This is a genomic window from uncultured Flavonifractor sp. (genome assembly GCF_944387675.1).
Classification (GTDB): domain Bacteria; phylum Bacillota; class Clostridia; order Oscillospirales; family Oscillospiraceae; genus Flavonifractor.
In genome coordinates this window covers 1-23,591 of the sequence record NZ_CALXFV010000024.1, presented here as the reverse complement: position 1 = coordinate 23,591, position 23,591 = coordinate 1, and the positions used below count along the sequence as shown (strand labels likewise).

25 protein-coding genes and 1 tRNA gene are annotated in these 23,591 nt (G+C 61.7%); 24 read left to right on the top strand and 2 right to left on the bottom strand.

What is annotated here, in order from left to right; genetic code table 11:
• From Q0J74_RS04100 to Q0J74_RS04085, 4 genes are all read left to right on the top strand, one after another.
• Nucleotides 1-522, top strand: a 522-nt coding sequence (locus Q0J74_RS04100) for a TCP-1/cpn60 chaperonin family protein (protein WP_297210999.1), incomplete at its 5' end; no start/stop codon positions are given.
• A gap of 109 nt (nt 523-631) precedes the next feature.
• Nucleotides 632-1,105 (top strand): RNA polymerase sigma factor, encoded by a 474-nt coding sequence (locus Q0J74_RS04095; RefSeq protein ID WP_297210997.1) that lies wholly within the window; start codon nt 632-634, stop codon nt 1,103-1,105.
• A complete protein-coding gene (locus tag Q0J74_RS04090) occupies nt 1,102-2,418 on the top strand; it encodes a DUF4179 domain-containing protein (protein WP_297210994.1) in 1,317 nt (438 codons plus the stop codon). Before Q0J74_RS04095 ends, Q0J74_RS04090 begins: the two co-directional genes overlap by 4 nt.
• Before the next feature lie 111 nt (nt 2,419-2,529).
• Complete coding sequence (locus tag Q0J74_RS04085) at nt 2,530-5,406, top strand: hypothetical protein (protein WP_297210992.1); 2,877 nt, start codon at nt 2,530-2,532, stop codon at nt 5,404-5,406.
• Between the two features lie 68 nt (nt 5,407-5,474).
• On the opposite strand, the gene gap is transcribed toward Q0J74_RS04085, so the two are convergent.
• The gene (gap, locus tag Q0J74_RS04080; protein ID WP_297210990.1) at nt 5,475-6,488 is read right to left on the bottom strand and encodes a type I glyceraldehyde-3-phosphate dehydrogenase; all 1,014 of its coding nucleotides are present in this window, start codon (nt 6,486-6,488) and stop codon (nt 5,475-5,477) included.
• A gap of 197 nt (nt 6,489-6,685) precedes the next feature.
• Between gap and Q0J74_RS04075 the strand changes: the two genes are divergently transcribed.
• From Q0J74_RS04075 to rsmI, 10 genes are all read left to right on the top strand, one after another.
• Nucleotides 6,686-7,570 carry a sensor histidine kinase gene (locus tag Q0J74_RS04075; RefSeq protein WP_297210987.1) on the top strand — a complete coding sequence of 295 codons (885 nt, stop codon included), beginning with the start codon at nt 6,686-6,688 and terminating at the stop codon, nt 7,568-7,570.
• Nucleotides 7,571-7,655: 85 nt separating this feature from the next.
• Nucleotides 7,656-7,732: transfer RNA gene (locus Q0J74_RS04070), tRNA-Arg, on the top strand.
• 110 nt (nt 7,733-7,842) lie between these two features.
• Complete coding sequence (locus Q0J74_RS04065; protein WP_297210984.1) at nt 7,843-9,063, top strand: homocysteine S-methyltransferase family protein; 1,221 nt, start codon at nt 7,843-7,845, stop codon at nt 9,061-9,063.
• A 218-nt stretch (nt 9,064-9,281) separates the two neighbouring features.
• Nucleotides 9,282-11,603: an anaerobic ribonucleoside triphosphate reductase gene (locus Q0J74_RS04060; protein ID WP_297210979.1), complete on the top strand. Its 2,322-nt coding sequence runs from the start codon at nt 9,282-9,284 to the stop codon at nt 11,601-11,603.
• A 13-nt stretch (nt 11,604-11,616) separates the two neighbouring features.
• The gene (locus tag Q0J74_RS04055; RefSeq protein WP_297210976.1) at nt 11,617-12,819 is read left to right on the top strand and encodes a class I SAM-dependent rRNA methyltransferase; all 1,203 of its coding nucleotides are present in this window, start codon (nt 11,617-11,619) and stop codon (nt 12,817-12,819) included.
• Nucleotides 12,820-12,868: 49 nt separating this feature from the next.
• Complete coding sequence (nrdG, locus tag Q0J74_RS04050) at nt 12,869-13,396, top strand: anaerobic ribonucleoside-triphosphate reductase activating protein (RefSeq protein ID WP_297210973.1); 528 nt, start codon at nt 12,869-12,871, stop codon at nt 13,394-13,396.
• Nucleotides 13,397-13,576: 180 nt separating this feature from the next.
• Nucleotides 13,577-13,807, top strand: coding sequence for a helix-turn-helix domain-containing protein (locus Q0J74_RS04045; protein WP_297210970.1), 231 nt, complete (start codon nt 13,577-13,579; stop codon nt 13,805-13,807).
• A complete protein-coding gene (locus tag Q0J74_RS04040; RefSeq protein WP_297210967.1) occupies nt 13,794-14,402 on the top strand; it encodes an NUDIX hydrolase in 609 nt (202 codons plus the stop codon). Before Q0J74_RS04045 ends, Q0J74_RS04040 begins: the two co-directional genes overlap by 14 nt.
• The gene (locus Q0J74_RS04035) at nt 14,399-15,040 is read left to right on the top strand and encodes a tRNA1(Val) (adenine(37)-N6)-methyltransferase (protein WP_297210964.1); all 642 of its coding nucleotides are present in this window, start codon (nt 14,399-14,401) and stop codon (nt 15,038-15,040) included. The genes Q0J74_RS04040 and Q0J74_RS04035 overlap by 4 nt, the downstream gene beginning before the upstream one ends.
• A gap of 1 nt (nt 15,041) precedes the next feature.
• Complete coding sequence (gene rsmI, locus Q0J74_RS04030; protein WP_297210961.1) at nt 15,042-15,875, top strand: 16S rRNA (cytidine(1402)-2'-O)-methyltransferase; 834 nt, start codon at nt 15,042-15,044, stop codon at nt 15,873-15,875.
• 148 nt (nt 15,876-16,023) lie between these two features.
• On the opposite strand, the gene Q0J74_RS04025 is transcribed toward rsmI, so the two are convergent.
• Nucleotides 16,024-16,266, bottom strand: coding sequence for an AbrB/MazE/SpoVT family DNA-binding domain-containing protein (locus tag Q0J74_RS04025; protein ID WP_087343726.1), 243 nt, complete (start codon nt 16,264-16,266; stop codon nt 16,024-16,026).
• Between the two features lie 193 nt (nt 16,267-16,459).
• On the opposite strand from Q0J74_RS04025, the gene Q0J74_RS04020 reads away from it, so the two are divergent.
• The 10 genes from Q0J74_RS04020 to Q0J74_RS03975 form a co-directional block, all read left to right on the top strand.
• The gene (locus Q0J74_RS04020; protein ID WP_297210958.1) at nt 16,460-17,038 is read left to right on the top strand and encodes a spore maturation protein A; all 579 of its coding nucleotides are present in this window, start codon (nt 16,460-16,462) and stop codon (nt 17,036-17,038) included.
• Between the two features lies 1 nt (nt 17,039).
• Nucleotides 17,040-17,564, top strand: a complete 525-nt coding sequence (locus Q0J74_RS04015) for a spore maturation protein (protein ID WP_297210955.1) — start codon at nt 17,040-17,042, stop codon at nt 17,562-17,564.
• Nucleotides 17,565-17,684: 120 nt separating this feature from the next.
• Nucleotides 17,685-18,152, top strand: a complete 468-nt coding sequence (locus Q0J74_RS04010) for a hypothetical protein (RefSeq protein ID WP_363315550.1) — start codon at nt 17,685-17,687, stop codon at nt 18,150-18,152.
• Nucleotides 18,153-18,166: 14 nt separating this feature from the next.
• Entirely contained in the window at nt 18,167-18,514 is a 348-nt protein-coding gene (locus tag Q0J74_RS04005) for a carboxypeptidase-like regulatory domain-containing protein (protein ID WP_297210952.1), read from the top strand.
• A complete protein-coding gene (locus Q0J74_RS04000) occupies nt 18,514-18,972 on the top strand; it encodes a hypothetical protein (RefSeq protein WP_297210950.1) in 459 nt (152 codons plus the stop codon). The genes Q0J74_RS04005 and Q0J74_RS04000 overlap by 1 nt, the downstream gene beginning before the upstream one ends.
• A gap of 570 nt (nt 18,973-19,542) precedes the next feature.
• Entirely contained in the window at nt 19,543-20,019 is a 477-nt protein-coding gene (locus Q0J74_RS03995; protein ID WP_297210948.1) for a VanZ family protein, read from the top strand.
• Between the two features lie 243 nt (nt 20,020-20,262).
• Complete coding sequence (locus tag Q0J74_RS03990) at nt 20,263-21,033, top strand: YveK family protein (protein ID WP_297210945.1); 771 nt, start codon at nt 20,263-20,265, stop codon at nt 21,031-21,033.
• On the top strand, nt 21,030-21,860 hold the full coding sequence (locus Q0J74_RS03985) for a CpsD/CapB family tyrosine-protein kinase (protein WP_297210942.1): 831 nt from the start codon (nt 21,030-21,032) through the stop codon (nt 21,858-21,860). The genes Q0J74_RS03990 and Q0J74_RS03985 overlap by 4 nt, the downstream gene beginning before the upstream one ends.
• Nucleotides 21,861-21,862: 2 nt before the next feature.
• Nucleotides 21,863-22,588, top strand: coding sequence for a tyrosine-protein phosphatase (locus Q0J74_RS03980; protein WP_297210938.1), 726 nt, complete (start codon nt 21,863-21,865; stop codon nt 22,586-22,588).
• A gap of 370 nt (nt 22,589-22,958) precedes the next feature.
• On the top strand, nt 22,959-23,591 hold a 633-nt coding region (locus tag Q0J74_RS03975), incomplete at its 3' end, for a DegT/DnrJ/EryC1/StrS family aminotransferase (protein ID WP_297210937.1).

The window sequence follows — 23,591 nt, the reverse complement described above, 5'->3', positions numbered from 1 at the left end:
AAGATGGCCGGCGGCGTGGCTATCATCCGCGTGGGCGCCGCCACCGAGGTGGAGATGAAGGAGAAGAAGCTCCGCATTGAGGACGCCCTGAACGCCACCCGCGCCGCTGTGGAAGAGGGCATCGTGGCCGGCGGCGGTACCGCCTATGTGAACGCCGTACCCGCCGTGGAGAAGCTGGTGGACGAGACCGAGGGCGACGAGAAGACCGGCGTGCGTATCATTGCCAAGGCCCTCACCGAGCCCATGCGTCAGATTGCCGCCAACGCCGGCATTGACGGCTCCGTGGTGCTGGAGAACGTGAAGAAGGCCGAGAAGATGGGCTACGGCTTCAACGCCTACAGCGAGGAGTACGTGGACATGATCTCCGCCGGTATTGTGGACCCCACCAAGGTGACCCGCTCCGCTCTGGAGAACGCCGCCTCCATCGCCTCTGTGCTGCTCACCACCGAGTCTCTGGTGGCCGACAAGCCCCAGCCCCCCGCACCCGCCGCTCCCGCTCCCGACATGGGCGGCATGTACTAAGCCAAACCTGCCTGGACCCCCGGAACACCGTTCCGGGGGCCTTTTTTTGCCGGGCGCAATCAAACAGGCCCGAGAGTGCGTCTAATGGGCAGAGAGGAGGCGATGGACCTTGACGGAACAGGAGTATCTGGAGCGGGCGGAGGCCGCCCGGGGAAGGCTGTACCGGGCCGCTTTGCTCACTCTGGGCAGCGAGAGCGCCGCCGTTGACGCGGTGGACGAGGCGGTATACAAGGGTTACCTTGGGTACCGGAAGCTGCGGGAGAGCCGGTATCTGGAGAGCTGGCTGGTACGGATTCTCATCAATGTCTGCCGGGATGAACTGCGGCGGCGGAAGCGGGAGTTGGCGGTGGAGGAGCTGCCCGAGAGCGCCGGGGAGGAATTTGATGCCCTGCCGCTGAAGGAGGCCATCCGCCGCCTGCCCGCCCAGCTGCGGGAGGTGATTGTCCTGCGGTATTTTACTGGCCTGACCCTGGAGGAGACCGCCGCCGCCCTGGAGCTGCCCCGTGGGACGGTATCCACCCGGCAGCGGAGAGCGCTGGCGCTGCTGAAGCTGGAGTTGACGGAGGAGGAGGGAGCATCATGAACAGACAGCAGGAGTACTGGACACTGATCGGAGAGCTGGACCAGCCCCCCTCCGCCCTGGACGGGACTGCCCTGCGGGCCAGGGACAGGGCGCGCCGCCGCCGGGCCGGGAGGCGGTGGGGGATTTCCCTGGGGAGCGCCGCGGGAGTGTGCGCCGCCTTCGTGGTGGCGGTGAACGCCATGCCCACCTTTGCCCTGGCCTGCGCTAACGTCCCCGTGCTGCGGGAACTGGCGGCGGCGGTGGCCGTTTCCCCCAGTCTGTCCGCCGCGGTGGAGCATGATTATGTACAGTATATCGGCCAGAGCCAGACCTGTGACGGCGTTACCCTTACCCTGGACTATGTGATTGCCGACGAGCAGCAGATGGTGGTCTTTTACCGCACGGAAGGAGGCGGATACTCCTATTACAGTGCCTCCTGCCATTTGAAGGACGAGGATGGAACCCCTCTCTTCGGCTATTCGGTGGGCAGCACCTTCAGCGGAGAGGAGCTGAAGCGATTTGAAATCCACTTCAAGGAGCTGGAGGAACTGCCCCGGGTGCTGACCATGGATGTGGAGCTGTGGGGTACAGACCTGGAAGGGGAGAGCAGACGGCTGGATCTTAGTTACACCTTCCAGATTGCCCTGGACCCGGACAGAACCGCCCCGGCCGTTGAGATTCCGGTGGACCGGTGGGTGGAGCTGGACGGCCAGCGGCTGCTGGTGGACCGGCTGGAGCTCACCCCCACCAAAACCGCCCTCTATCTGGAGGACGACGGAGACAACACCGCCTGGCTCCAGAGCCTGGAGTTCCACTTCACCGACGGGGACGGAAGGGTTTACGAGGCGGTGGACAGCTCGGTTTCGGCCACCGGCCGGGCAGAGGGGGACGGCTTCTACACCTACTACTTCCAGAGCCTGTACTTTGTGGAGGATGTGGAGGACCTGACTCTGCATCTGGACGGAGCGATATGGCTGGACAAGGAAGCCCGTCCCATCACGGTGAACCTGGCCGACGGTACCCACACCGGTACCCTGCCGGAGGCGATGACCGGCCTCTCGGTCCGGCGGACCAACATCGCGGAGCTGGGGGAGCAGTGGGTGGTCACGGTGAACGCCGCCGCGTACCGTTCCCCCTTTGAGCTGGAGTATCGCGACCCGGAGGGGGGCGTCCACAACACCAGGGGTTACAGCATGATGGACGACGAGGATTCGCCGGGCAGATATCAGTTTGAATATTTCCTGACAGATTATCCCTGGGAGACCGTCACCTTTACCCTGGATTACACCACCGTCTCCAATCTGGACCAGCCCGTCTCCATCCCTCTGGGGTGACAAACACAAAAGCCGGGGCCTCCCGCCGGAAGCGGGAGGCCCCGGCGTCTTGTCGAAAGGGAGAAAATGGGATATAATGATTTATCCTGAATCCGCTGGGGGGAGAGAAAAATGAGAGCGCGGCGATTGATGGGCCTGGTGCTGAGTTTGCTGTTGCTGTGGGGGGCCTGCCCGGTGTGCCTGGCGGCGGGGGAGTATACCAACCTGGGTACCCTGCGGGTGAGCTGCAATGGAGCGCAGTACACCGCCCAATGCTGGCAGGACGAGGAAGGGCACATCTATCTGCCTGGCACCGCAGCGGAACAGCTGCTGGGCCGGGAAATGGAGGGGGTGTCCATTGGCGGCAAAAAGTATGTGGACATGACGGCGGCCGCCGATTCCTGTGTGTACGACCAGACCCTGGAGGCACTCTACATTTGGGACCAGCTGCCCGCGGAACCGGTACTCTCCGCCCAGGCCTACCCGGAGCTGGGGGAGCCCACGGATAAGCCCATCACCTACCAAGAATTTTTCCAGATGTTGGACACAGCGGTAGAGCTGGCCGATGCCGCAAAGCTGGCGGCGTGGCAGGAACAGCTGCCTGAGGCCAGGAATTCCCGGCAGGTGATGACCCGGGTGGAGGGTATGTGCGCCCTGCTGTACGCAGTGGTCACCCTGGGCGGAGCATACAGCGAGTTCAACACCGACTGGGGGCCCCTGAACAGCAGGATAGGGGAGGCGTGCTGGGAGGAGATCGACTCCATCTATACCGACCACGACCCCTTCGCCCTGATTCCAAACCCCTATCCCTACGACCTGGGGGGCTTTGGGGACGCCGACTATGTGTATGACGGCTGGGATATGGTGGGCGTGGCCTACCGCTACTCCTTCGGCCGGTGCTCGGCCGTTACCGGGGAGACCCTCTTTGACTACGACTCGGAGCGCAACTCCATGCGTCTGGCGGATGACTTCACCCGGACGGAGGCGGTGACCGCCCTGACCCGCTTTCTGGATTCCGCACCGGGGATGGAGGAGGCGTACCTGGTACCCTGGGATGACCCCCGGGTGACCCAGTATACCGGCTGCCTGACGCCGGAGCTGTTGGAAGCGACGGCGGACATGCCGGATCCGGCGGCGGGAGAAGAGCTGCCCCTGTGGAACGGCGCGGTGGTGGGGGGCGACTATGAGCAGACGGGAATTGACGTGACCCGGTTCAGTCTGGATGCCCGCAAGCTGTCGGAATACGGCTTCAACTGCGCCCGGTACCTCATCACCTACGACCTGCTGTTCGACCGGAATGTGGAGCAGGCCAATCTGCTGAATCTGCGGAAGCTGGATGCCCTGGTGGCCTGGGCGGCCCGCTGGCGCATCCACCTGAATCTGGTTACCATGACGGTGCCCGGCCGGTGGACGGTGACGGATAATGACAGCTACACCTCCGTAGGGGAGTTTGACCTGTTTACCAACCCGGAGCGGCAGGCGGAGGCCATGCGGATGTGGAGCCTGCTGGCCCGGCGCTATCGGGATGTGTCCAGCTCGGTGCTGTCCTTCCAGCCCCTCTGGGAGTGCTCCAACGGCAATTTGAGCACCGGACTGCCCTTCACACCCTACACCTATGAGGATGTGGCGGCGGTTTACGGGGAGCTGACCCGGTCCATCCGAGAGGAGGACCCGGACCGCTTCCTCCTTTACGAGCCCACCGCTGCCAACGAGTGGGCGGAAACCATTGAGAATGCCGGGCCGGTACAGGAGGTCATGGAGCAGTTTGACAACGTACAGATGCTCACCAACTTCTGTGAAATGCCCTACGTCTACGCGGAGATGACGGCGGTGGCGGGTGAGAACATTGATGATAACAACCATTCTATGTTCAAACCGGGTTACCCGGTGACCTATTACGCTGTGCAGGACACCATCTCCCCGGAAAGCCCGCTGGTGCTCCAGGGAGATTTGCCGGCAGGCACAAAAATAGGCCTCTACCTGTCCGAAACTGGCGGAACGGGAACGCTGACCGTCCAGGGAGATGGGCAGACCCTGTACAGCGAGGAGCTGGCGGAGGCCCGGTACGAGAAAGACCAGCCCCTCTCCCGCTATTATCTCTACGCCAAGAGCGATAAGAGAATCACGGTAGTGCTGGAGGAGGATATGGAGCAGGTGGCCATCCGCTGCGGAGGGGATCTGTGGGTACAGTGGTGCGGCATGGATGTGGAGCTGCCGGAGGAATACGGGATAGAGCGGTGGTGGTATCCCTCCGCCTACGATCAGTTCCTGGAGGGCGGGGAGGGGCCCCTGGAGAAGGAGCTGCGGCTGACCTCCAACGTGATGATCTCCCCCAACAGCGACCTGACGGGGCCGATTACCATTGACGCCGGGACGGTCAGCTATACCACGGCGCATGTCTGGCACCAGTCCAACCGGGAGACGGTGGAGCGATGGGGGGAAGAGATTGCCCGCTTTGCCCCCGGCTCCGCCACCCGGATTGAGCGGGCGGCCTTTAGCCTGGGCACGGAATACGCCTCGGCCCTGGCCTACTACGGTGACGTGCTGGAGATGTGCGGGCAGTATGGTCTGGGGTGGTTTACCAACGACTATTGTTTTTATGAGCTGTTCCAGCCCTATTATGAGCCGGGCAGTGCTCCCCACGGCTATGTGGGGGCGGAATATGCCCCCTGCGCTGACGGGGCGGTGCTGGTGGAGCTGCTCCAGCTCTACCAGACCCACATGAGCCAGCCCGTTCCGCTGCCGGAGGCGGCGGAGGAGGCAGACCTCACGGCGGAGAGAGTTGGGGATGCGGTGATCTGCCAGCTCTCCTATTACAGAAGCGGGGAGGCCCGGCTTGTCTGTGCCTTCTACGGCGACGGCGGCAGGGTGCTGGACATTCAGGTCCAGTCGGCGGCTCAGGGTGAAACGGTCCTTACCTTCCAGGGACCAGCGGACAGCGTCAGCGCCCGGACCTTTCTGCTGGCGGAGGACCTGGCTCCCCTGTGCCGGGCGGCAGGCAGTCCGTAACAGCAAAAAACCGGGACCCGCTCATCAGAGCGGGTCCCGGTTTTTGCTGTTCAGGCTGGGACTGTCACTTACTTGTGGTCCACGGAATACATATGAGCGATGAGGTCCAGCACCTTGTTGGAGTAACCCCACTCGTTGTCATACCAGGAAACCACCTTCACGAAGGTGTCGGTGAGCGCGATGCCGGCGCCGGCGTCAAAGATGGAGGTGCGGGCGTCGCCCAGGAAGTCGGAGGAGACAACGGCGTCCTCGGTGTAGCCCAGGATGCCCTTCAGCTCGCCCTCGGAGGCGGCCTTCATAGCGGCGCAGATCTCGTCGTACTTGGCGGGCTTGGCCAGGTTGACAGTCAGGTCAACCACGGACACGTCCAGAGTGGGTACACGCATGGACATGCCGGTGAGCTTGCCGTTGAGCTCGGGGATGACCTTGCCCACGGCCTTGGCGGCGCCGGTGGAGGAGGGGATAATGTTGCCGGCAGCGGCGCGGCCGCCGCGCCAATCCTTCTTGGAGGGGCCGTCCACGGTCTTCTGGGTGGCGGTGGTGGAGTGGACGGTGGTCATCAGGCCGTCGGTAATGCCCCAGTTGTCATGCAGCACCTTGGCGATGGGGGCCAGGCAGTTGGTGGTGCAGGAGGCGTTGGATACGAACTTCATGTCGGAGGTGTAGGTGTTGTGGTTGACGCCCATCACGAACATGGGAGTGGCATCCTTGGAGGGGGCGGACATAACCACCTTCTTGGCGCCGGCGTCAATGTGAGCCTGGGCCTTCTCCTGGGTCAGGAACACGCCGGTGGACTCCACCACGTACTCGGCGCCCACCTCACCCCAGGGAATGTCCTTGGGATCCATGCAGGCAAAGAACTTCACGGTCTTGCCGTTGACAATGATGGCGTCGTCGGTGTACTCGATGGTGCCGTCAAACTGGCCGTGCATGGTATCATAGCGGAGCATGTAGGCCATGTAGTCGGGGGTCATAAAGGGATCGTTGATACCGACAAACTCGATGTCGGAACGATTGATGCCGGCGCGGAATACCAGACGACCAATGCGACCAAAGCCGTTAATGCCAACTTTAATGCTCATATTGAATCTCTCCTTTGTTCTAATTAGCGTCTTAACTCGATCCTTCCGTACGCGCTTTCATTATAGACTAATCTTTCCAGAATGAAAAGAGAAAAAACAGAAAACTTAGTGGGGAAACTGTATAAAATTACGGGCGCATTATCGGTAAACGTGGCAGTTTCGACATGAATCGACATTTCTTCTTGTCCGGAGGCGGCGTGTTTGATATACTGACTGTAACTTACCAATTTTCCGGCGGGGGAGAATCGCTCCGCCAGGGCAAACTGAACGCGGCGCGTGAGGAGGGGACGGTGCGGATGGAGGAGGAGCGGGGCGATCTCGGCCCGCTGCTGGTGGAGCAGTTCCGGGAGCAGATGAACAATCTGGCCGCGGCCATTCAGCTGCTGACGCCGGTGGTACGGGAGAAGGGCGGGGAGCAGTATGAGCCCTATCTGGCCATTTTGTATCAAAGCTTGTACCGCATGATGCGGATGCTGGGCAATGTGGAGTATCTGGAACTGGACCGGTGCGGCCAGCCGGAGGGAAAGCGGGAGATTTTGGATCTGGCCGGCTTGTGCCGCACGCTGGCCGGCCAGGTGTCCGGCCTGACGGAGCAGGCGGGAGTATCCTTTGCCTATGAAGAGGAGCGGAGCAGTCTGCTGCTTCAGGGGGATGGACGGATGCTGCGGCGGATGCTGCTGGGCCTGATCGCCAACGCCGTGAAGGCGGCGGGGAAAGGCGGCCAGGCGGGGCTGCGCCTGGCGGTGCGTCAGGACCGGGCGGTGCTGACGGTGTGGGACAATGGCCCTGGACTCAGACCGCCGGAGGAGCATGGCCTGCTCACCCGCTCCGGCGGCCCCGGACTGGGCCTGCGGGTGGCCCGGAGCATTGCGGCGGGCCACGGCGGCACCATTGTCCTTCAGCAGCAGGAGGACCGGGGCTGCCGGGCGGTGGTGTCCCTGCCCATCAAGCCGCCTCAGAGCGGGGGAGAGCTGCACACCCCCGGTATGGGATACGACGGCAGCGGCGGCTTCTCCGACCTGTTGATGGAATTGGCGGGGGTGCTGCCTTACCAGGCCTTCCTCCCCGGGGCGCTGGAGTGAGATTTGGAAAAAGAGAAAAAAGCTCTTTACAAATGGGGAAAAGGTTGCTATAATAATTAGGCACGTGAAATGAGACGTGTCCTGCGCGCCCGTAGCGCAATTGGATAGAGCGTCAGATTCCGGTTCTGAAGGCTGGGGGTTCGAGTCCCTTCGGGCGTACCAAAAAATGACCACACCGAGGGTGTGGTCATTTTTTTAAGCGGAAAGAAATTTGATTGATCTGAGCGGGCGGACCGGTCCGCTTTTGGAGCAACAGGAGGAACGAAAACGATATGGACACCCTTCCCTTATCCCTGCCCATACTGATGGACGGGGCCACCGGCACCCAGCTGATGGCCCGGGGCATGCCCGCAGGAGTCTCCACAGAGCAGTGGGTGCTGGACCATCCGGAGGTGCTGCTGGAGATTCAGCGGGCCTATGTGCAGGCGGGCAGTCAGATTCTGCTAACCCCCACCTTCGGGGCCAACCGGGTGGGGCTGAGCCGCTGCGGCGCCTTTACCCGGGTGGCCGAGTACAACCAGCGGCTGGTGGCGCTCACCCGGCAGGCGGCGGAGGGCAGGTGCCTGGTGGCGGGGGACCTGGCCCCTCTGGGCCTGTCTCTGCCCCCCTTTGGAGAGAGCAGCTTCGAGGAGCTGGTGGCCATTTACACGGAGCAGGCGGCTGCCCTGGCCCAGGCCGGGGTGGACCTGTTTGTAGTGGAAACCATGATCAGCATGGCGGAGGCCCGGGCGGCGGTGCTGGCCTGCCGGAGTGTGTCGGACAAGCCGGTTTGGGTGAGCTTTACCTGCGATGAGGAGGGGCGCGCCCCCTATGGTACCGACGTGCTGGCGGCCATGATTGTAATGCAGGGCATGGGGGTTTCGGCCTTCGGCCTTAACTGCGCCCGAGGGGCGGACGTGGCGGAGCAGCTCAAGCGCCTGTCCGCCTATGCCACAGTACCCCTAATCGCCAAGCCCAACGCCGGCATGCCCGGCAGCTACTGCGAGGCGGAGGAGCTGGCGGCCCTGGTGCCGGCCTTTGCCGGGGCGGGCGCCCGGATCTTCGGCGGCTGCTGCGGTTCCGGACCGGCCCATATCTCAGCTATCCGGCGGGCCATGGCAAAGGTGGACTTCTCCGCCTTCCGCCCGGCGGAGCGGGACCCGGACGTGATCCCCTGCGCCAGCGAGAAGGAGGCCCGGTTTATTACCCCGGATGTGGATGTGGGGGAGATGATCCAGTGTACCCCCGATCTGATGGAGGACATCCTGGCCGCCGAGGAGGAGGCCCCCCAGGGTGCCTTGAAGATCGCGGTGCTGGAGGAGGACGATCTGGACATCTTTGCCGAGAATCAATATGTGGTGAAGGACGCCCTGTGCCTCTTCTCCGACGTGCCGGAGCTGCTGGAGAAGGCCCTGCGGATCTACCAGGGCCGGGCCTTTTGGGACGGCACCGGAGACCTGGAGGAGGACTTCCTGCAAAAAATGGCGGCGACATACGGCTTGATTCTGCTGTGACCGCCAGTCAAGTACCCGGCCTCGAATTTTGGAAAATCAGCGAAACAGCCAAAAAGCGCGCCCTCTTTTTGGGGCGCGCTTTTTGTTTTGTGCCTTGACGGAGGGTATCAAGATACGGTATCATGAATTTGCCGTGTGGAAATACGGATACAAGATATTGTGTAAAAAAGAGACGGAAACCGAGCCGGCAGCAGCGGCGTGGAAAGGAACGGATGGCAATGACACTCACTAAGATCAGAAAGCGGGACGGGCGTTTGGCGGAATTTAACGAGGATAAGATCGCCCAGGCCATCAACAAGGCCTTTCGCGCCACCTATAAGCCTGACAAGGAGGACGTGGCCCAGCACCTGGCGGACGAGGTGCTCTCCATCCTGGAGGTGGAGGGGGAGCTGCAGCCCGACGTGGAGCACATCCAGGACCTGGTGGAGCGGGTGCTGATGGACAACGGCTATGTGCAGACCGCCAAGGCCTACATCCTCTACCGGGAGGAGCGCAGCCGAGCTCGGGAGATGAATACCCGGCTGATGAAGACCTATGAGGACATCACCTTCTCCGCCGCCAAGGAGTCCGATCTGAAGCGGGAGAACGCCAACATCGACGGGGACACCGCCATGGGTTCCATGCTGAAGTTCGGCTCGGAGGGGGCCAAACAGTTTTACGACATGTTCGTGCTCAATCCCGACCACGCCCGGGCGCACCGGGAGGGAGACATTCACATCCACGATTTGGATTTCCTTACCCTCACCACCACCTGCTGCCAGATTGACATTCAGAAACTGTTCCGGGGCGGCTTTTCCACCGGCCACGGCACCCTGCGGGAGCCCAACGACATCTCCTCCTACGCCGCGCTGTGCTGCATTGCCATCCAGTCCAACCAAAACGACCAGCACGGCGGCCAGAGCGTGGTGAATTTTGACTATGGCATGGCCGACGGGGTGCGCAAAACCTTCCGGCGGCTGTACCGGCAGAATCTGGCCCGGGCGCTGGCGCTGCTGGAGGACCGGGCGGACCCGGAGGGGGAGCTGAAGCGGCTCATGGCGGAGCTTCAGGCGGAGACGGGCCTTACGCCTACCCTGGAGAACTGGGCGGACTATGCCGCCGCCGAGCAGGCGGCTTTGGTCCCCGCCTTTGGAGACGCCGCCACTGTGGAAAAAGCCCAGCGGTTTGCCCACCAGCGGGCGGTGAAAGAGACCGACCGGGCCACCTACCAGGCCATGGAGGCCCTGATCCACAACCTGAACACCATGCACTCCCGGGCCGGCGCCCAGACCCCCTTCTCTTCCATCAACTACGGCATGGACACCTCCCCCGAGGGGCGGATGGTGATGAAAAACGTGCTGCTGGCCACCGAGGCGGGGCTGGGCGGGGGAGAGACCCCCATTTTCCCCATCCAGATCTTTCGGGTGAAGGAGGGGGTCAACTACAACCCCGGGGAGCCTAACTACGACCTGTTCCAGTTGGCCATCCGCTGCTCGGCCAAGCGGCTGTTCCCCAACTTCTCCTTTATTGACGCGCCGTTTAACCTGCAATACTACAAGCCCGGCCATCCGGAGACCGAGATCGCCTACATGGGCTGCCGCACCCGGGTGATCGGCAACGTGTACGATCCCAGCCGGGAGATTTGCAACGGCCGGGGCAACCTGAGCTTCACCACCATCAATCTGCCCCGGCTGGCCATCAAGGCCAGGGGAGATGTGAATGCCTTCTTCGAGTCTCTGGACCGGATGATGGACCTGTGCGTGGACCAGCTGCTGGAGCGGTTCGAAATCCAGTGCCGCAAGCATGTGTACAACTACCCCTTCCTCATGGGACAGGGGGTGTGGCTGGACAGCGACGAGCTGGAGTGGGAGGACGAGGTGCGCCAGGTACTGCGCCACGGCACCCTATCCGTGGGCTTCATCGGCCTGGCGGAGACCCTGAAGGCCCTCATCGGCGTCCACCACGGGGAGAGCGAGAAGGCCCGGGTGCTGGGGCTGGAGATTATCTCCCACATGCGCGCCCGGATGGACAAGGAGAGCGGAAAACGGGGGCTGAACTTCTCCCTGCTGGCCACCCCTGCCGAAGGGCTGTCCGGCCGGTTTGTCCGGCTGGACAAGGCCCGCTACGGGGTGATGGAGGGGATCACCGACCGGGAATACTACACCAATTCCTTCCACGTGCCGGTATATTACCCCATCTCCGCCTACGACAAGATTCAGATTGAGGCGCCCTATCACGCCCTCACCAACGCCGGACATATCAGCTACATCGAGATGGACGGCGACCCCACCGACAATCTGGAGGCCTTTGAGAAGGTGATCCGCTGCATGAAGGAGAGCGGCATCGGCTACGGCAGCGTGAACCATCCGGTGGACCGGGACCCGGTGTGCGGTTTTTCCGGTATCATCGGGGACCGCTGCCCCGGCTGCGGCCGCACCGAGGCCGACGGCGTTCCCTTTGAGCGCATCCGCCGCATCACCGGCTACCTGGTGGGTACCCTGGACCGGTTCAACAACGCCAAGCGGGCCGAAGAACACGACCGGGTGAAGCACAGCGTGTAAGGGGATGACGGAAATGACAGATGGAACCATCCGCCTGAAACGGGGAGAGGGCCGGGCCTTCAAGGCAGGCGGTCCCTGGATCTATGACAACGAGATTGGGGAGATCCTGGGCGATCCCGCCGACGGGGACGTGGTGGCCATCCAGGACTACAACGGCTATCCCCTGGGGGCGGGCTTTCTCAACCGGGCCTCCACCATTGCGGTGCGCCTTCTGTCCCGGCGGCCGGACGCGGTCATTGACGCCGCCTTCCTGGAGCGCCGGGTGCGGGCGGCCTGGCAGTACCGCAAGGATACGGTGGATACCGCCTCCTGCCGCCTCATCTTCGGGGAGGCCGACTTCCTCCCCGGCCTGGTGGTGGACAAGTTTGCCGACGTACTGGTGGTGGAGTCCCTGGCCCTGGGCATTGACCGGCTGAAGGGGACCATCCTGGATCTTCTGGGGAAGGTGCTGGCCGAGGATGGCATCGCCATCCGGGGCATCTATGAGCGCAGCGACGCCAAGGTGCGGCTGAAGGAGGGCATGGAGCGGGTGAAGGGTTTCCTGACGGAACCCTTTGACCCGGTGGTGGAGATCGTGGAGAACGGAATCCGCTATCAGGTGGATGTGGCCGAGGGGCAGAAAACCGGCTTTTTCCTGGATCAGAAGTACAACCGGCTGGCCATCCAGCCCCTGGCCAGGGACGGGCGGGTGCTGGACTGCTTCACCCACACCGGGGCCTTTGCCCTCAACGCCGCCAAGGGCGGGGCAAGGGAGGTGCTGGGTGTGGACGCCTCCCAGCTGGGGGTGGAGCAGGCCGCCCGCAATGCTCAACTCAACGGCATGAGCGACCGGGTGCGGTTTGAGTGCCGGGACGTGTTTGAGCTGCTGCCCCAACTGGAAAAGCAGGGGGAGCAGTTTGATCTGGTCATCCTGGACCCGCCCGCCTTTACCAAGTCCCGGGCCTCGGTGAAGAAGGCGGTCACCGGCTACCGGGAGATCAACCTGCGGGGTATCAGGCTGGTGAAAAACGGCGGGTATCTGGCCACCTGCTCCTGCTCCCACTTTATGACCCCGGACTTGTTTGCCAAGACCGTGGGAGAGGCCGCCCGGGACGCCCGCCGCCGGCTGCGGCAGGTGGAGTACCGCACCCAGTCCCCCGACCATCCGGTGCTGTGGGGAGCCGACCAGTCCCTCTACCTGAAGTTTTACATTTTCCAGGTGGTGGACGAGCAATAAGCAAAACGGGCTGCTGCGGCAGCCCGTTTTTTGAAAGGAGGCAGGCGCTGTGCGCATTGCCAGTACGGTATCCGATTCCATTGTAGACGGTCCCGGCCTGCGGTTCACCGTCTTCACCCAGGGCTGCCCCCACCGCTGCCCCGGCTGCCATAACCCGGAGACCCACGACCCCGCCGGCGGCCGGGAGGTGAGTTTGGAGGAGCTGGCGGAGCAGATGGGGAAGAATCCCCTGACCGACGGTCTCACCCTTTCAGGAGGGGAGCCCTTCTGCCAGGGGGCGGCGTGCGCCGCCCTGGCCAGGTTGGCCCGGGAAAGGGGCTTGAACGTATGGGTGTATACGGGGTATACTTATGAAAGACTGCTGGAGGGGGAGCTGCCCGGCGCCCTGGATTTACTGGAACAGACCGACGTGCTGGTGGACGGCCCCTTCCTGCTGGCCCAGAAGTCCTACCAGACCCTTTTTCGGGGCAGCACCAACCAGCGGCTCATTGACGTGAAGAAGAGCCGGGCCGCCGGCCATACGGTGCTGTGGAGCCGTCCCGACCCTCTGGCCCATTTTGCCCGGCCGGAGTCGTAGTTTGTCTGCCGGCCTGCCGGTGTCAATCCAGCTCCGGTGCGCAGGCCCAGCAGAACGGCGTGGGCGGCGGCGAAGGCTGCCGCCGCCTCCATGCAGGGCCGGATACAGTGCGGATAGAGGAATTCCATGAAATCAGCCATTTACACCATATAAAATATCGGGCCAGGGGGTATTGTGATTATGGATAAGATTATGGAATCCTTTGGAGAAAGACTAAGGGAACTGCGGAAGCGGGAATATCTGCGGCAGGTGGATATGGCCCAGCTTTTGAACTGCACCGATCGCCACTATCAACGGATGGAATATGGGTATATTAATATTCCGTCTCTGACCTTGATTGCCCTGGCTGACTATTTTCACGTGACCACCGATTATCTGCTGGGCCGGGAGGATGAAGATGGCGAGACTTGAGGATTTCCGCGCCCGGTGGGCGGGCCATGTGCCTGAGATTCAGGACATCACCACCCAATATGCGGTGCTGGTGCCGCTGGTGGAGCGGCCGGAGGGGCTGAGTCTGCTGTATGAGGTGCGCTCCGACACCCTGGGCCGCCAGCCGGGGGAGGTATGCTTTCCCGGCGGCAGGATGGAGGCAGGGGAGACCCCCGAGACCTGCGCCCTGCGGGAGACCTGGGAGGAGCTGGGTATCCCGCAGCCGGCGGTGGAGGTGGTGGCCGCTCTGGACCTGGTGACCCATCAGGGGGGCTTTGTCATGCACCCCATTCTGGGAATTGTGGACCCCCAGGCCCCCGTGGTACCCAGCCCAGCGGAGGTGAAGACGTTTTTCACCGTGCCGGTGGACTGGCTGGTGAAGCACCCGCCGGCGGTGTACACCTATGACCTGGTCCCCCAGGTGGGGGAGGACTTTCCTTACGAGCGGGTGGGCTTTCCCCAGGGTTACCGCTGGCGGGGCGGCCGGGCGACGGTCCCGGTGTACGACTGGCCGGAGTACCCCATCTGGGGCCTCACCGGCCGGATTACCCGGCAGCTGCTGGAGGGGATGGGATGAGAGTGCCGGAGCGGCTGGGTCCCTACCTGTACCGGCAGTCGGACACCTGCTTCCCCCTGGGGCAGGACAGCCTGCTGCTGGCCGCTTTTGCCACCCTGCGGCGGCGGGACCGGGTGTGGGACCTGGGGTGTGGCGCCGGCGCCCTGCTTCTGCTGCTGGCCGCCCGGGAGGGTGAGCTTGCCCTGACCGGAGTGGAGCGGAACCAGGCGGACGGGATGCTGGCCAGGGACAACCTGGCGGAAAACGGCCTGAAGGGGACCATTCTCACCGGAGACATCCGTACGCTATCCCTTCCTGCCGGGGCGGCCAGTCTGGTGGTTTGCAACCCGCCCTACTTCCCGGCGGGGAGCGGGGCCTCCGGCGGCCCGGCCCGAATGGAGGAGGCATGCCTGACGGACTGGTGCGCTGCTGCCGGGCGCCTGCTGAACAACGGCGGCCGCTTTGCCCTGGTCCACCGGCCGGAGCGGCTGGCGGAGCTCTTTGCTCAGCTGACCGCCTGCGGCATCCAGCCCAAACGCCTCCAGCTGGTGCAGCACCGGGCGGATATCCCCCCTTCGGCGGCATTGGTGGAGGGGGTGCGGCAGGGTAAGCCGGGGCTGCAAGTGCTGCCCGTCAATATTATTGACCGGAGGAACTGATATGGCCGGAATATTATACCTGGTACCCACTCCCATCGGAAACCTGGGGGATATCTCCCGCCGGGCGGCGGAGACCCTGGGAGAAGTGGACTTTATTGCCGCCGAGGACACCCGGGTGACCCTGAAACTGCTCAATCACCTGGGGCTGAAAAAGCCCCTGCTCTCCTACTACCGCCACAACACTCAGGCGGGGGGGCAGGCGGTGCTGGAGCGGCTGCTGGCGGGGGAGAGCTGCGCCCTGGTCACCGACGCCGGTACTCCGGCGGTATCCGACCCGGGAGAGGAGCTGGTGGCCCTGTGCGCCCAAAATGGGGTGGAGGTGGTGGCCATCCCCGGCCCCTGCGCTCTGATCACCGCCCTGTCGGTGTCCGGCCTGCCCACCGGCCGGTTTACCTTTGAGGGGTTTCTGGCCATGAACAAGAAAAACCGCCGCGCCCACCTGGCGGAGCTGGCAGGGGAGCGGCGGACCATGATCTTCTACGAGGCCCCCCACAAGTTGACTGCCACCCTGGAAGACCTGACGGCGGCCTTCGGGCCGGAGCGGCGGGTTGCCCTGTGCCGGGAGCTGACCAAGCTCCATGAGGAGGTACGCCGCACCACCCTGGGAGAGGCTCTCCGGTGGTACGAGGACAATCCCCCCAGAGGAGAGTTTGTCCTGGTGGTGGAGGGCGCCCCGGAGACCGGGGCGGAGGAGCTCACCCTGGAGCAGGGCCTGGCCCGGGTGGCCCAGCTGCGGGAGGCGGGCCAGTCCCTTCGGGACGCGGTGAAGCAGGCCGCCAAGGAGACCGGCTTGCCCAAAAATGAACTGTACGCCCTGTCCCTGGAGGCGGACTGAACCACCTTTTTCGGCTGAAAATATTACGGAATGTAATATATACGCAGGTTAATTATAGGCGGGCCCCGATGGGAAACGGGAACAGAAAACAGAGAAAACCCCTTGCTTTTCTGGGAAAAGCAAGGGGTTTTCCTGCACATCAGGCGAATTACTTCAGCTGCAACTCCCGGATGCAGTTTGGGCATACATTTTTTCCCTTAAAATTGATCACATCCTTGGCGTCATCACAGAAAATACAGGCGGGCTGGTACTTTTTCAGTACAATGGAGGACCCGTCCACATAGATCTCCAAAGAGTCCTTCTCCGCGATGTCCAGGGTGCGACGCAGTTCAATAGGTAAGACGATTCGCCCCAGCTCGTCCACCTTGCGCACAATGCCGGTTGACTTCATACGATAGTTACTTCCTTTCCCAATTTGTTCCCAAAATTTCCCTTCATTATCTATAAACTGACATGATTATAACATATCGTATTCAAATGTCAATCTCATTCTGGAAATCTTAAGAAAACTTTATGTGAACTGGCAGGCATGTTTTGAACGGACAATCCGTATAAATGGAGGGAGAGACAGGAGGTGGAAATGGATGGCGATGGCGGCAATCTGGACGGGGATGGTAGTGGTGTCCATCCTGTGCGGACTGGCCCAGGGGAGTGGGACTCAGGTGGCTGCGGCCGCCGTGGAGGGTGCGGCGGCGGCGGTGGAACTGAGCCTGTCCATGGCGGGAATACTCTGCCTATGGATGGGGGTAATGGAGGTGATGCGCCGCTCCGGCCTGGCGGAGGGGCTGTCCCGGCTGCTGAGGCCGGTGCTTGGGCGGCTCTATCCCGCCTTTGCCCGGGACCGGGAGGTGATGGACAGCATTTCGGCCAATGTGTCCGCCAATCTGCTGGGGCTGGGCAATGCAGCCACCCCCCTGGGAATTCGGGCGGCCCGGCTGATGAGCCGGCGCACGCCGGGAGTGGCCAGCGACGGGCTGTGTATGTTGGTGGTGTGCAACACGGCCTCCATTCAGCTCATCCCAACCACTGTGGCCGGGGTGCGGGCGGCTGCGGGATGCCGGACCCCCTTCGATATCCTTCCGGCGGTGTGGCTGGCCTCGGCCCTGTCGGTATGCGCCGGGATTTTGGCGGCTTGGGGACTGTCCAAGCTGTGGAGGGACTGAAGTGGAACTGCTGGTTTCCATGCTGGTGCCTCTGATTCTGGCGGGGACGGCCTTGTACGGTATGGCCCGGCGGGTGGATGTGTACGACGCGCTGCTGTCCGGGGCGGGAGAGGGACTGGGGGTACTGCTGCGGATCGTCCCGGCGCTGGCGGCGCTGCTGCCGGCGGTATATATGCTCCGGGCCTCCGGCGCTCTGGAGCTGGCCTCCGGCATCCTGGCGCCGGTCCTGGAGGCGGTGGGAATTCCACCGGAGACGGTGGGGCTGATGCTGGTGCGCCCGGTGAGTGGTTCGGCCGCCCTGGGGGTAGGGGCGGAGCTGATCTCGGCCTACGGCCCGGACTCCCTGGTGGGGCGCACCGCCGCGGTGATGCTGGGCTCTACCGAGACTACCTTTTATACCATCGCGGTTTACTTCGGCGCTGCCGGCATTGTCAAAACCCGCTATGCCGTACCCGCGGCGCTGTGCGCCGACCTGGCCGGCTTTTTGGCCGCCGCTTGGGCGGTGCGGCTGTTCTTTTCTTCCTGAGTCCCGGACCGGCGGTCCGGGACTTTTTCCGTGTGGAACGGAACCGGAGGGGAGCGGTTTGCATAGGATGGAATGTGCGCGGCGGTGGTCCGCCGCCTGACGCACGGGGAGGGAAACGCTGTGATGGATTGGCTGCGAAGCGGCTGGAGGCGGCTGAGACAGGCGGTTTCCGGTATTCCGCTCACCGACCGGTGTCTGATCCTATTTATGGCCATCCTGTTGGGGCAGTCGGCATACAGCCTGTTTGCCGGTGCGCCAGGCAGTCCCCAAAGCGGCGACATCGACGTAATTGTGCGCACCGCCTCGGCGGCAATTTTTGGTTATTTTCTCAGCGCCAGGGGGAGACGGCCGGCGGGAAAAGCGGGAGACGGGCCGGGGGACCATCTGGTGGCGGCGGCTGCCGCCATTGGCCTGTTTTGCCTGGTTATTCTGCTGGCACTGCGCAATCTGCCGCCGGAGGACCCGGCAATGGCAGGGTCTGACTCGGCCACCGCCACGGTGGCTCAGTTCCGGGACTTTGTGTCAGGCTGCGTGGGCCTGCTCATCGGCGTGCCTGCCGGCAGAGCCGGCACGCCTTCCGGTGAATAGACTGCGGCGGTCCCGTGGGAGGGCCGCTGCCGAAGCAATCTTTTTATACGGCTGATATCAAGCAGGACCTGTATGGCCTGGAATACAGCGCCGACTTTGCGGTACAGGGTACCCAGGAGGTGGACGTCAGCCTGAGCCTGATGCCCGCTCCGCCCCCTGCCGCTACCGTATATGGCACCGTCACCGACGGTGTCAATCCCATCCCGGATGCCACCGTAAAGCTGTTTGACAGCTTGGGCGATCCGTTCCAGCACACCTTGACCGATGCCTCCGGCCAGTATACCCTGGCCGATGTGCCGGTGGGAAGCTATACCATCTCTGCCGTGGCGGATGGCTATCTGCTCAGTCAGCCGGTGGGGTAGTGGTCAATTCCGGTGACACCACCCAGGTGAATCTGACCTGTGCCGCCGAGCCCACGCTGGCACTGGGCGCCGTTGCGGCGGTCACCTACACCGCCGCCGATGGGGAATTTGTATTCTATGACGTGGCCGACGGGATATACACTCTGATGGTGTCCGCCGACGGCTATCTCACCGCCGGACCCATCCTGGCCACTGTGGCAAACGGCTCCATTGTCAATCTGAGCGTGTCCATGGTCCAGGACGCCAGAACTTATAACGGCACGATCAGCGGTATGATTCAGGACCAGAACGGGACGGCGGTGGCCGGCTGCTTTGTAGGGCTGTATCAGGTGACCAGTACGGGGGAAACCCATGTGGACACCCTGGCTGCCACCACCAAAACCAACAACCAGGGGATGTACCTGTTCGGCGGCGTCACGGCCGGACAGTATCTGGTCAAGGCAAAAATGGAGCAGTAAGCTGGCTTCAGGCAGGGAAACGCTTCTGCCTGGGCCGGGGAGAAGAAAAGACGCAGAACTTGTGCGCTTTTCCGCCCTATCTGCTGTGCGGATTGACGGCGTGCCTGGCGGGCTGCCGTCCCACGGACTGGGTCTGCCTGCGGCCGAGACGGGGCTGCGACTGCTGGTGCCGGGACTTGCTGTGTACCCGCCAGGCTTGCTTCGGATTTCTGGCGCCGGGGGAGTATGTGCTCACCCTGGCGGGTGGGAGATGCTGTTTGAAGTTGTTGGTCCGGTTGCCGCCGGGGGCCAATGCGGCCCTGTGGTGGGACCCGAATATTGGGGAGTGGGGCTGGCGCCGGGAGCGGTTCCATTCTTTTTACAACCAAGCGTAGCGGGAGGGCCGGGGCGTGATGTCCCGGCCCTCTTCATAGAAGACCGGCGAAGTATAAAATTTGAATAAAAAGTAAACAAATTGGCGAAGACTTGTGGCAGGCGTCACTTCGTGATACCATAGTGCCATTCCTTTGGTTAGCATGGCGCACTCATTTGGAGCGGCGCCTGTTCTGTTCAATGTCTGGAGAGCCTGCAATGAAAATTCCCGGAAAGAAATCATGGCTGCCCTGGCTGCTGCTGTGCCTGTGCATCGCTGCTTGTACACTATTTATCTGGGGCAATTCCTCCCTGCCTGCGTCCCAGTCCGCTATGCGCAGCCGTCAGCTGTTGTCTCACCTCTGGGCGGTGTTTGACTATTTTGAGGTGCCTACCGCCGTCAGACATACTATGCTGCGCAAATTGGCCCATGTGGCGGAGTTTGCCCTGCTGGGGACGGTATGGACGGCTGCCCTGCTCCGCTGCCGCAGATGGCGGCTGCCCGTCCGGCTGGCGGCCGCCTGCGGCGTCTGCCTGCTGACCGCCCTGCTGGATGAGACTATCCAGCGCTTTTCCCCCGGCCGGGGCAGTATGCTGCGGGATGTGTGGATTGACTGCGCCGGCTCCACCGCGGGAATGATGCTGGCGCTGGCCGGTTACGGACTGTGGCGGTGGGGACGCGGCGGACGGCGCTAGCTGCCGAGTCGGACACGGCCGGTTATCAGACATTTTCTACAAATTACCGCAGAGTTTGCCTAATCTGTGCTTGAATATAGGGGAGATGTGTGCTAAAATACTACAGCATGGCTTTGAAAGATGGCTTTCTCCGCCGGAGTTATGCGAACCTGTACAGGGCGGGGGCCATACGGTTTCTGTTTGCTTTGGAGACAAATTGCACCATATTGTGGAAAAGTAGTAGTAAGGAGAAGAGCAAAAGGTATGACGGAAAAAAGGAACGACGGCGTGGAAATAGACCTGGGTAAGCTGCTGCGGCTCTATTTGCACTACTGGTGGGTCATTGTTCTGAGCGTGCTGGTTGTGGGCGGCGGCGCGCTGCTTTTTACGGCGAACTGCATTACGCCTCTGTATAAAGCGGAGGTTACCGTCTACGTCAGCAACAGCAACGTCGGTCAGCAGCAGAGCGACTACCTCACAAGCAGCAACCTGACAGCCTCTCAGCAGCTGGTCAGCACCTACATTAATATCATTCGCAGCAACACCGTGTTGGAAAAAGTAGCGGCCAGCGCTGATTTGGACATCACTGCGGATGAGATCCGGGAGATGATGTCTACCGCTCAGGTGGACGACACGGAGTTTTTCAACATATTTATTACCCATCCGGACCCGGAAATTGCCGCGTATCTTGCCAACACCATTGCCGAGGTGGCCCCTGGGGAGATTACCAGCTTTATTGAGGGCAGCTCCACCAAGATTGTGGATTTCGCCAAAGTTCCCACCAAGCCCTCCTCGCCCAGTGTTTTGAAGAACACCCTGGTAGGTATTCTGTTGGGCGGTTTCCTGTCTGTAGCTTTCCTCACCGTGCGGGACCTGCTGGATGTGCGGGTGAAGAATGAGGAGGATCTGATGGAGATTTCCAGCCTGCCGGTGTTGGGCCGTATTCCGGTCTTTACCCAGGAGAAGAAGCAGAACAGGTACGCTTCCGGCAGAAGTGCGGCAGACGGCGGACGGAAAGGAGGACATGGCGCATGATTATATCCTGGAAGAAGCGGGGCGGCAATAAGTCCTCCAGACGTTCCTGGGAGCGGGAAGGGGACAACCTGTCCATTTTGGAGGAGCGCAGCCATCTGCTTACCATGAAGGATGACTTTTTCATCCAGGAGGCATACAAGACCTTGCGAAGCAACGTGATCTTCTCCCTTACCGGTGAGGAGGAGAGTAAGGTCATTCAGGTGACCTCCGCCATGGCCAGTGAAGGAAAGAGCACCACCACGGTGAATTTGGCCATCTCCTTTGCCATGACCGACCGGAAGGTGCTTCTGATCGACTGCGATATGCGCCGGCCCAAGCTGGCCAGCCTGCTGGAACTGAAGGGCAGTCCCGGGCTGAGTAATGTGTTGGTGGACGCTAAGCTGGTGGAGCAGGCCATCTCTCCCACCAGTGTACCCAAGCTGCATGTAATGACGGCGGGCGATATTCCCCCCAATCCCTCGGAGCTGCTGGGTTCCAAGCGCATGGCCGCGCTGTTGGAGGAGATGCGCAAGCTCTACGACTATATTATTTTGGATACGCCGCCTGTCAACGTGGTTACGGACTCGGTGGTGCTGGCCTCCCGGGTGGGGAGCGACGGGGTTCTGTTTGTGGTGCGCGCAGGCCACTCCGAGCGCTGGAGCGTGCAGCAGGCCACCGAGCAGCTGGAGTATGCCAAGGTGAAGGTCCTGGGCTTTGTACTCAACGGCGTGGATGCCGACTGGGGCAGGTCCGGGAAGTACGGATACCGGAAGTATAAGCGATACGGTTATGGATATGGCTATGAGAGCCACTCTGACGGCCACAAAGAGGAAAGCGAGGGCGAATAACCGTGATTGACCTGCACACCCATATCCTGCCCGGCATAGACGACGGAGCCCGGGACACGGAGACCAGCCTGGAGCTGCTGCGGATGGAAAAGGCCCAGGGGGTAGACCGGGTGGTGCTTACGTCCCATTTCTATCGTGACCGTGAGGATGCCAAAACCTTTTTAGGGCGGCGCCAGCGGGCGCTTGCCCGTCTGGAGGCGGCGGCGGACCGGCTGCCGGCGGAGGAACGGGCCGCACTGCCCAAGTGGGAACTGGGTGCAGAGGTAGCGTGGCTGCCCAATCTGGCCGACCGGGAGGAGCTGGCGGAGCTCTGTTTGGGTGAAAGCCGCTATTTTTTGCTGGAGCTGCCCTGCACGCCGTGGAGCGATCAGATGATCCACCAGATCTATGACCTGCTCAGCCGGGGAGAGTATACCCCGGTCATTGCCCATCTGGACCGGTATTGGAACGACCAGCGGCCGGAGCATATTACCGAGCTGCTGCGGATGGGCGTCCCTATTCAGGTGAGTGCCGGCATTTTGCTTAAGCCCTTTGCCCGCAGAAAGGCGCTGCAAATGATTGGCCGAGGGCAGGTCCATTTGCTGGCCTCGGACTGTCATAGCCTTCAGCACCGCCCCCCCAATCTGGGCGCCGCCATGGAAGTGGTTTCCCGGCGCTTGGGCGAGGAGCAGGTACAGCGCCTCTGCCGTTGGGCGGAGACCCTGTGCCAGCCGGCGGCGAAGGCATGAATCCGTTTAAGAAAAACCCGACTGCCGCCAGAGGGCGCAGCCGGGTTTTTACATGAGCGGGCAGAGAATACCGCCGATGGTCCCGAATTCCGAAACTGTATACCTAGGTTAAGAACTTGAATGAAAAAGGGGAAAGTTCCTGTACTTTTTCCAAAATTTCGTTGGGATTGCGGTGTATCTTCTAAGCCGCATGTCTTGAATATGAAGCAAATAAAGGGTATAATGATGTTCGCTGAGTAAACAGCTTTGTAATTTGCGATTCCGCCTCAAAAGCGTGGAACATAGCAGATCTTAATATGCAGAATCATTTTAAATAGGGAAGGTTTAAAAGTTTAAGAGATATAGTCGGGAATTGAAGGAAGTAGATGGAATGCATGATTTTATGAAGGACCCCAGATTTGTAGGACTCAGACCGTTTGAGCATAAAGTTTGGCTTTCTACGCCTACTATGCATGGGGAAGAGCAGAGATGGGTGGATGAAGCGATTTGTACCAACTGGGTGTCCACAGTGGGAGAGAATATCAACGAAGTTGAGAAACAGATTGCAGAATATGTGGGCTGCAACTATGCTGTGGCACTCTCCGCAGGGACTGCGGCGCTCCATCTTGCCACTAAACTGGCTGGAGAGAAGTTGTACGGACAAGCCCGCCCGAATCAGGGAACCCTCCAGGGACGTCGGGTATTTTGTTCGGATATGACATTTGACGCCAGTATCAATCCGGTTGCTTACGAAGATGGCGAGGCCGTGTTTATTGATACCGAATCCGATACATGGAATATGAGTCCGGAGGCATTGGAAAAGGCTTTCGAGTTGTATCCGGATGTAAAGCTCATTGTTGTGGCACATCTCTATGGTACGCCCGGAAAAATGGAAGAGATCAAAGCCATCGCGGACCGGCACGGGGCGTTGATTGTTGAGGACGCTGCGGAATCCCTTGGCGCCAAATATAAACTGGGGGATACTTGGGTAGAAACAGGCACACTGGGGCAGTATAACTGTATT